The 9,204-nt window shown below is 71.8% G+C and carries 7 protein-coding genes; 3 read left to right on the top strand and 4 right to left on the bottom strand.

The window, feature by feature from the left end:
• The 3 genes from FL344_RS31830 to FL344_RS31820 all read left to right on the top strand — a co-directional run.
• Positions 1 to 1,904: FrgA protein (locus FL344_RS31830; protein WP_141621179.1), on the top strand; the 1,904-nt coding region annotated here is incomplete at its 5' end.
• A 21-nt stretch (positions 1,905 to 1,925) separates the two neighbouring features.
• The gene (locus FL344_RS31825; RefSeq protein ID WP_141621178.1) at positions 1,926 to 3,458 is read left to right on the top strand and encodes an ATP-binding protein; all 1,533 of its coding nucleotides are present in this window, start codon (positions 1,926 to 1,928) and stop codon (positions 3,456 to 3,458) included.
• Positions 3,455 to 4,855, top strand: a complete 1,401-nt coding sequence (locus tag FL344_RS31820) for a sigma-54 dependent transcriptional regulator (protein ID WP_194863326.1) — start codon at positions 3,455 to 3,457, stop codon at positions 4,853 to 4,855. The genes FL344_RS31825 and FL344_RS31820 overlap by 4 nt, the downstream gene beginning before the upstream one ends.
• Before the next feature lie 7 nt (positions 4,856 to 4,862).
• On the opposite strand, the gene FL344_RS31815 is transcribed toward FL344_RS31820, so the two are convergent.
• From FL344_RS31815 to FL344_RS31800, 4 genes are all read right to left on the bottom strand, one after another.
• On the bottom strand, positions 4,863 to 6,236 hold the full coding sequence (locus tag FL344_RS31815) for a wax ester/triacylglycerol synthase family O-acyltransferase (RefSeq protein WP_141621177.1): 1,374 nt from the start codon (positions 6,234 to 6,236) through the stop codon (positions 4,863 to 4,865).
• Between the two features lie 28 nt (positions 6,237 to 6,264).
• Entirely contained in the window at positions 6,265 to 7,149 is an 885-nt protein-coding gene (locus FL344_RS31810; protein ID WP_141621176.1) for a hypothetical protein, read from the bottom strand.
• Between the two features lie 20 nt (positions 7,150 to 7,169).
• A complete protein-coding gene (locus tag FL344_RS31805; RefSeq protein WP_141593780.1) occupies positions 7,170 to 8,165 on the bottom strand; it encodes a class I SAM-dependent methyltransferase in 996 nt (331 codons plus the stop codon).
• Positions 8,166 to 8,310: 145 nt separating this feature from the next.
• A complete protein-coding gene (locus FL344_RS31800; RefSeq protein ID WP_141593779.1) occupies positions 8,311 to 9,105 on the bottom strand; it encodes an ABC transporter ATP-binding protein in 795 nt (264 codons plus the stop codon).
• Between the last annotated feature and the right edge of the window lie 99 nt (positions 9,106 to 9,204).

The following is a 9,204-nucleotide window of genomic DNA, read 5'->3' as shown; positions in this document are numbered from 1 at the left end:
CCCCCAAGCCGGCTGCGCCCTCCACCCCTCCGGCCCCGACGGGAGCACGCGCCCCGGCGCAGTCCGGCCCGGCAGCCCCTGCTTCGGGACAGCCCCAGGTGTGGCCTCCGGCCCAGGCTGGCACCAGCGGCACGCCGCAGGTATGGCCCCCCGCGCCCGCGCAGCCGGCCGCGCCGCCCACGCTTCATTTCGCCACGCCGGTGGCGCCGCCGCCGAAGCCCGCGGCGGCTCCGCGCAGCGAGCCTGCGTTCCTCGTCTTCCCCAACCCCGGCGCCGCGCAGAACACGCCGCAGCCCCGTCCCAAGCCCGCCGCGCTGGAGAGCCGTCCCTCTGCCCCGCCCGCGAGCCAGGACGTGCCGGATTGGACGCTGGCCCAGGCGCGCGCTGCGCTGAAGGAAGCCACCAAGGACCGCGACCGCCTCATCGACGTGGCGCTGCGCTTCGGCCGCAGGACCTTCGACTACGTCGCCTCCTTCGCCGTGCTGCGGGGCGGCGCCACGGGCCTGGAGGCTCGCGGCGACGGCATGGCGGGAGAGCAGCTCACGCAGGTGTCCATCCCGCTGGATGCCAGCAGCGTCTTCCGCACGGTGGCCGTCACCCGCGGCAGCTACGCGGGCCCGCTGCCTCCGGACGCGCTCACGCGTCACTACCTGGAGCTGTTCGGACGCCAGACGCCGCGCACCGTCTTCCTGTACCCGGTCGAGGTGAAGGGCCGGCTGGTGGCCATCCTCTACGGTGACTGTGGCCAGCGGCCCATCAGCCAGCGCCGCCTGTCCGACTACATCCTGTTCTGCCAGGACCTGCCGGCGGCCTTCCAGGAGCTCATCCTCTTCCGCAAACAGCGCGTGTCGGAGCTGCGCGCGCCGGACGAGGTGGAGCTCACCATCGACGTGGACCTGCCCGTGGCCGCCGCGCCCGCGCCGGCCCCCGCGGTGGTCGCCGGCCTGGGCTGGAGCCCCTTCTTCGGCCGAGGCGCCACCGGCAACATGGGCCGCGCCGCCGCGCTGCCGCCGCGCGCGCAGTCACAAGAGGAGCGCCCGCCGCCGGACTTCGCGCCGCTGCTGCGCCGCCTCACCGGTCCGGACGCCGCGCAGCGCGCCAACGCCATGGCGGAGCTGGCGCGCTCGCCCGAGGCCAGCGCCCGGGTGCTGGCCCAGCACTTCCCTGGCCCCACGGCATGGAGCCGACTGCCCGTGGTGGAGCTGCCCGAGGCGGACGAGCTGGGGCCCATCCCCGGCGCGCTGTCCCGGCTGGGCCGCCCCGCCGCGCAGGCCGTGTCGCCGCTGCTGGACTCCCAGGACGCGGACACGCGCTACTTCGCGCTGCTCACCGCCGGCAACCTCCCCTACGTGGAGCTGGTGGACGGCGTGCTGCGCGGTCTGTTCGACCTGGAGCCGGACATCTCCAGCGCCGCGCGCGTGGCCGCCGCCGCGCTCAAGCAGCTCCCCCGGTTGGACGCCGCCCTGCGCGACCTGCGCCACGAGCTGAGCAGCCGCGACCCGCTGCGCCGCTCGCTGGCTGCGCGCGCCCTGGGCACGCTGCATGACCGCGACGCGATTGAGGGCCTCATCCGCCTCACGGGCGGCGACGACGAGATGTGCGCCCAGGCCGCGGCGGAGGCGCTGCGGGAAGTGACGCGCGCCACGCTGGGACTGGATGCACGTCAGTGGTCGGCGTGGTGGGCGGAGAATCGCAGCCGCCGTCGCGCGGACTGGCTCGTCTCCGCGCTGCGCCACCGCGAGCTGGACGTGCGACTGGCGGCCATCGAGGAGCTGAGCCGCGCGCTGCACGACACGCTGGGCTACTACGCGGACGCCCCCGAAGCCGAACGCGAGCAGGCGGTGCGCCGCTGGGAGGCCGCGGCGGTGGAGCCGGCCAACGCGCGCCGGCTGGGCATGCTCTAGTCCCCTGCATCGGAGCGCCCCATGACGGGTGGGATGTGGATCAGCCTCCTGGCCTGCGCGGGCCAGCTCGCCTTGGCGGGCCTGGCCCTGGTGCGCGTGGGCAAGAGTCCGTTGGCGCTGCCGCTGTCGCTGCTGTCCATCGCCCTGTCGACGTGGAACTTCTCCGGCTTCGCGCTGGTGCGCGCGGACGAGGACGGCTGGCGGCTGGTGGGCTTCACCGCGGGCCTGATGACGGTGCCGTGCGCGCTGCACTTCATCCTGTCCTTCGTGGGACGGCGACGAAGCCTCGCCTGGGCCATGTACAGCGCCTATGCCCTCTTCGGCGTGTTGGCGCTCGCCATGCTGGTGGCGTTGGGCGCGCCCATGCTGGAGGCGCACCTGCTCACGCTGCGCTTCGGGCTGCTGGTCTCCGCGCTGGCCATTCCCATCCTCAGTGGAGGCTTCGCGCTCCTGGGCTTGCACGTGCTGCGCTCGCGACACCCGGACGAGCGCGCCCGCGCGGGCCTGGTGCTGTTGGGGCTCACGCTGGTGGTGGCCCTGCTGATGACGGAGCTGGCGGCGGAGCTGGGCCTGGAGGTGGTGCGGCTCGGCCACGTGGGCACGCTCCTGGGCCTGCCGGTCATGGCCACCGCGGCGCTGCGCTTCGGCCTCTTCGGAGACGACCCGGGCGCGCCCCGGCTCGCGCTGCACGCGGCGGGCATCGCGGGGCTGGGGGTGCTGGCCTATCTCGCCGTGGTGCGGCTCTTCGTCGCGCAGGCGGGCACGCTCATCATCTGCACCACGGCGGTGACGTTCGCCCTGGTGGCCGCGACCCGCCGGGGCGTCACCGCCTACGTCAGCCGGAGCGAGCGCCTGGAGCAGCTCGCCACGCTGGGCCGCTTCTCCGCGCAGATGGCGCACGACCTCAAGAACCCCATCGCCGCGATGAAGGGCGCCGCGCAGTACCTCAAGGAGGAGCACGCGCGCGGGCGTCCGTGGGACGGGCACGGCGAGTTCCTGGACCTGCTGTTGGAGCAGGTGGAGCGCCTGGACCGGGTGGTGGACACGTATCAGCGGCTGGCGCGCGTGGAGCCCCTGCCCAAGCCGGTGGACCTGCGCCGGCTGGTGGAGGGCGTGCTGTCGCTCCAGGCCTTCGCCAGCCCGGGCAAGGTCGTCATCATCCGGGAGCTGGCCGCCGGCCTGCCCCCCTGCGCGGGAGACCTGGACCTGCTGGCCAACGCCCTGGAGAACCTGGTGCGCAACGCCTGCGAGGCGATGCCCGGAGGCGGCACCCTCACCGTGCGCGCGCTGCGTGACGGCGCCGACGTGGCCCTGGAGGTGGAGGACACCGGCGAGGGCATGGACGCTCGAACGCGCGAGCGTGCCTTCGACGACTTCTTCACCACCAAGGCCTCGGGCAGCGGCCTGGGGCTGGCCTTCGTCCGGCGCGTGGTGGAAGCGCACGGTGGCGAGGTGCTCCTGACAAGCCGGGAGGGGCGCGGTACGGTGGTCCGGATGCGCCTGCCCGTCACGGACGCGAGCCTGGGCGGCGCAGCCGTGGGAGAAGCTGCTTGAACGAATCATTGAGAGGCACGGTGCTGCTGGTCGACGACGACCCCGCCGTGGCCAAGGTGCTGGGCGCCCTGCTGACGCAGGCGGGCCTGACGACGCATGCGGCGCGCGACGGGCAGGAAGCCCTGGCGCTGCTGGCGAGCAAGCCGGTGGACGTGGTGGTGAGCGACGTGCGCATGCCGGGCATGGATGGCCTGCAGGTGCTCGCGGAGGTGTCGCGCGGCTGGCCGGACGTGCCCGTCATCCTCCTCACCGCGCACGGCACGGTGCCGCTGGCGGTGGAGGCGATGAAGGCGGGCGCCGCGGACTTCGTGCTCAAGCCCTTCGACCGGGAGGAGATTCTCTTCACCGTCCGCAAGGCGCTGCTGCGCGCGCAGGGAGAGGAGGCGCGTCAGCAGGTGCGGCCCACGGGAGGCTTCATCGGCCAGAGCCGGGCCATGGCGGACGTGCAGGCCGTGCTGGCGAAGGCGGCGGCCGGTACAGCCACGGTGCTGCTGCGCGGCGAGTCCGGTACGGGCAAGGAGCTGGCGGCCAAGGCCGTTCACGACGCCAGTCCCCGGCGGGATGGCCCCTTCGTGAAGCTGCACTGCGCGGCGCTACCGGACACCCTGCTGGAGAGCGAGCTGTTCGGCTACGAGAAGGGCGCCTTCACGGGCGCCGCCACGCGCAAGCCCGGGCGCGTGGAGCTGGCCCATGGCGGCACGCTGTTCCTCGACGAGGTGGGCGACATCTCCCCCGCTGTCCAGGTGAAGCTGCTGCGAGTCATCCAGGAGCGCGAGCTGGAGCGGCTGGGCGGCACGCAGACGGTGAAGGTGGACGTCCGCTTCGTGGCGGCCACGCATCAGCCCTTGGAAGAGCGCGTGAAGGAAGGCCGCTTCCGCGAGGACCTCTTCTACCGCCTCAACGTGGTGCCCGTGTGGATACCGGCCCTGCGCGAACGCCCGGACGACATCGAGCCGTTGGCCCTGCACTTCCTGGAGGTCCACGCGAAGACGAACGGGCGCCCGCCCTTCACCCTCATGCCCGACGGGCTCGCGGCGCTGCGGGCCCAGCCGTGGCCCGGCAACGTGCGGCAGCTCCAGAACTTCCTGGAGCGCTTGGTGGTGCTCTCCGACACGCAGGTGATTGGCGGGCGGGAAGTCCTTCAAGAGCTGGCGCGCCAGCCAGGCCTGGCCCCCGCCCCCTTTGCCGCGACGCCTTCCGTCAGCGCCCTGGAAACGCCAACGGTGCCGGTCACGGACTCCGCCCGGACCCTGGAGTCCCAGCGCAAGGAGATGGAGCGCCAGGCGATGGTGGATGCGCTCAAGCGCGCGGGCGACAACCGGACGCTGGCGGCGCGGCTGCTCGGCATCAGCCGGCGCACGCTCTACAACAAGCTGGAGGAGTACGAGCTGCTGTAGTCAGCCCTCAATCACGCTCGGTCGCGAGCGCATCCAGCTCCTCGTGGAAGGCCTGGATGAGCGCATGCGGGTCGGTCACCCGGCCCGCGTCCGCCGCCACGCCCACCGTCACCTGCCCCGCGTAGCTGAAGAGGCTCACGCCCAGCCCCAGATGGCCCGTCTGGGGAACCCAGAACGTCAGGCCCTCCAGTCGGCTGCCCGCCAGGGACACCGCCGCGCGCGGACCGGGCACGTTGGTGGCAATCAACGAAGCCTTGGAGCCGAAGGTATCCACCACCCACCGCTCCAGCGCCGCTGGCGTGTACCCCAGCAACTCCAGCGCGCCGAAGGTCAGCACCGCCTCCGGCGAGCGCTTCAGCCGCTCCATCCGCCGCACCAGCTCCTGCAACCGGCGCTGAGGCGTGCCCAGCTGCACGGGCAGCCGAAGGAAGACGACGCCGAAGTGATTGCCCAGCTCGCGAGGCACGGGCACATCGAGAGGCCGCAGATTCACGGGCACCAGCGCGTGCAGGTCCTCGGGTGGCTCCCCCAGCGACTCCAGGTAGCGCCGCAGCGCGCCCGCCACCGCCGCCAGCAGCACGTCATTCACCGTGCCGCCCAGCGCGCGGCCCACGGCCTTCACTCGCTCCAGCGGCACCGGGTCCGACCAGGCGGCGCGCTTCTGCGTCCCCAGCGGCCCCCGCAGTGACGTGCGCGGGTCCGGCGGAATCACCAACAACTTGCCCATGGCCGCGGCGCCCCGAGCGCCCTGCACCAGCAGGTCGCCCACGAGAATTGGCTCCGCGGCCAGCTCCGCGCCCTTGCGCCACACCGCGCGCGCGGTCCCCGCCACCGCCCGAGCCCCACGCACCCAGCTCGCGAGCCCACCGGTTGAAGGCCTCGACGCGGGCTCGGGCGTCTCGGCGGCCAGCTCCGCCTCCGCCCCATCCGTGAGCGTCAGCAGCACCCGCGCCAGGGCCATGCCGTCCGCGAGACAGTGATGCAGCCGCGCCAGCAGCACGTCGTGCCCGTCCGCGGCCGACATGACATGGAACTGCCACAACGGCCGGGAGCGCTCCAGGGGCGTGCTCATCCACTCCCCCACCAGCGACTCCAGCGCGGCGCGGTCCCCGGGCGGGGGCACGTCGAGCCGCGACAGGTGCCAGTCCAGGTCGAGCTCGGGGACCTCCTCCCACTGCGGCAGGCCCACGAGTCCCGCCACCGCGCGCTGGCGAAAGCGAGGGTAGCGCTCCACCAGCCGTTCCCGCACCACCGCCTGCAGCCGCTCGAAGTCCAGCCGGCCCTCGAACCAGAGCACTGCGGTAATCATCATCAGGTTGGCGGGTTCCTCCATGTGGAACCACAGCGCGTCCACACTCGACATCCGCTCCTGCGCCGCCATGTCTCACGACCTCCCGGTGAAGGCCGTTCTACTTCTTTCCGCTCTCCGGGGTCGCACGTTCGAACTGGAAGGTCTGCTTCGTCTCGTCGTCCACCATCAACGTGAGGACGCCTTTCTCCAGGTCCCACACATAGGCGTTCCCCCGAAACTTGAGCTTCGGTCCCGTCAGGGGAATCACGCGCTTGTCGCCGCATACCGGGCCCACCGCCTGGCCGTCCCGCGTGCGCAGCCGCACCCGGTCCTTGCCCGACACGTCCAGCGTGCCCCAGGCGCGGACCACCAGCGAGTTGCCCTGCCCCAGCGTCGCGGCCTCCAGCGAGGTGCGCAGCACGAAACAGCCCGACGGCGTCACCTGCAACGAGCGCGCGTAGTCCGAACGAGGCTTGGCCTCGATGCGCTCCTCCCGCACGGTTTCGTCTTCCGGCAGGCTGGCGGCCACCAGCGTCCAGGTCCCCACCAACGCATGGGGAGGCGCCGCCCCTGGTGCCGTCACGCCCTCGCACGGCGCCGGGACTTCCTTCTCGGGGCTGGGCGGGGCGGGCTCGAAGGAGCGCTGGCAGATGGGCAGGCAGGCCTTCGGCCCACATTCGGTATCGTTCGGCGCGCAGCCCGCCTTCTGGGTACACGCCTTGAGCCGCTCCAGCGCCTGCTCACAGTCCTGACGCATGCAGGTGTCGACGCACTCGGCGTCGATGCACTCGGCCACGCAGGCCCAGTTGGTGGCGCCGCACACGCCGGCCACCGTGCGCGGACGCTGCGGCGAGGACGTCTGGGCCGCGGCTGGAAGCGCGGCGCCCAGCGCCAGGAACAGGACGGAGAGGAGTCGAGAAGAGGACATGCCTCCACGCAAGCTAGCCACGCCCTCTGCTCGCGCGGACCCTCCCCGCCGCGGGAGCTGTCCACCCGCCAGCACTGCGGGTGGGGACTCTGCTCTCAGGTGAACTGCCAACGCCAGGTGCGCACGTCGGCGTGCTCCACCATGTCCAGTTCGAAGGACAGCGTTTCGAAGCGCTCGAACTCCCGCGAGTCCACGCGCAAGAGCATCATCCCCGCGTAGTTCTGCCCTCGCAGCGGCGACACGTTGAAGGACAGCTCCGCGTCGAAGGCCACCTTGTAGAAGAGGCAGAAGCCGTCCACGCGCCCCTCGTCCACCACGGGCCGGGAGAAGCGCACGCGGTGCGGCAGGCCGTCGGCGACCATCGTCTCCAGGTCGAAGGCGAAGGCGGGCTCCGGGTCGCACAACAGGTGGTCCACCTCGTAGGAGCGGATGACGCGCGTGAAGTAGGACGGGTTCATCGCCTCGCGCAGCGTCTGCAGGCAGCTGTAGTCCACGCTGGGGAAGCGCTGGCTCCAGATGAAGGGGATGCATGCCTCGTCCCGCAGCTGCACCGGCTCCACGAAGACCTCGAAGCGGTTGGGCAGAATGCGGCCTCCGGGCTTCAACGCCCGGTTGCGCAGGTCCAGGATGCGAGGGACCAGCCCCGCGTCGAAGAGGGCGTCGCCCAGCAACTCATGCAGCAGGACGTCCACCTTCTCCGGCATCTGGTACTGCCAGGGCTGCGCGCGCACGAAGTCGATGTTCTCCAGCCCGTTGCGGCGCGCCACCCACTGCGCCGTGTCCAGCAGCCGCGAGCCATCCACCGCGTACAGCTTCTTCGGCTGACGGCTGGCCGCCAGGAAGGTCCGCAGGCCCGTTCCGGTGCATGCATCCATGACGACCTGCCCGGGCCGCACATACCGTTCGCAGGCTCTCCGCCATCCCTCCACCCGCTCCGGATCCGCGAGCGCGAAGTCCTGAGGCGCCGGACTGGACAGGGACAGACTGTCCGGCACGACGTTGCGCGGTAGCTGGGACACGAGCGTCGAATGGCTGAGCCGTGAACGCAGGTCCATCAATGCCTGGCGAGGCATGTCGAGCAGATTGGGCATGTGGCATCCCCCCGGATGCGTGGGTCCTTCGGACGGGCCTCCCGGCACGACAACGCACCGGGATTTCTGAACATGCTTGACTTACAGGTTCAGCGCCATCCAGCGAGGGGACGGGATCAGTGTCCCCCGGTGAACAGCCTCGCGCTCAATGCAGCAGCGGTGACGTGTGCCCGGAAGCGCGCGCACGGCGCAACAGCCAGTCATGGAGGAAGGCCTGGACCGCGGGGTGTTGGGACTGGCGAAAGGCTTCGGGCGGGGCGTGTTCGATGATGCGTCCCTCATGGAGCAGCGCCAGGCTGTCACCCACCCGGAAGGCGGTGGCCACGTCCGGGGTGATGACGAGCGCCGAGGCATGGAGCCGGTGCTTGCCGGTGAGGATGACGTCCACCACGGACTGGGTCCTCAGCGGATCCAACCCCGCGGTGGGGTCGTCGTAGAGAAGGATTTTCGGTTCCAGCACCACGGCGCGAGCAAAGGCGGCGCGTTTGAGCATGCCGCCGGACAGCTCGCCCGGGCGCTGCTTCGCCGCGTCCTCCAGGCCCACCAGCGCCAGCACGCGCTGCACGCGCTCACGCACCTCGCTCTCCACCAGATGGAGCCGCTCGCGCAGCGGGAAGGCGACGTTGTCCTCGACGGTGAGCGAGTCGAAGAGGGCGCCACCCTGGAAGAGGATGCCCATCTTGCGGCGCACGCGCTCGAGCCCCGCGGCGTCCAGCCAGGCCAGCTCCTCGCCGTCCACGCGCACCGTGCCGCGGTCCGGACGCAGCAGGCCGTCCAGGTGCTTCATCAGCACCGTCTTCCCGGAGCCCGACACGCCCAGCAGCACGCACGTGGTCCCCGTGGGCACCACCAGGTCCACGCCCCGCAGCACGTGCTGGGCGCCGAAGGACTTGTGGACGTTCATCATCTCGATGGCATTGCGCTGCGCCGGCTCGGCCATCCCACGCCCCCCAAGTCCCGGCGCCGCTGCCCGGAGGCGGAATTGTGACGGCCGCCCCCATCTGCTCGCGACCCGCCTTTCAGTCGGAGGCAAGCGATG

It is taken from the genome of Myxococcus sp. AB036A, from assembly GCF_006547355.1.
GTDB classification, from domain to species: Bacteria; Myxococcota; Myxococcia; order Myxococcales; family Myxococcaceae; genus Myxococcus; species Myxococcus virescens.
The sequence above is the reverse complement of the archived record's forward strand: the minus strand, read 5'-3'. Positions and strand labels throughout refer to the sequence as shown.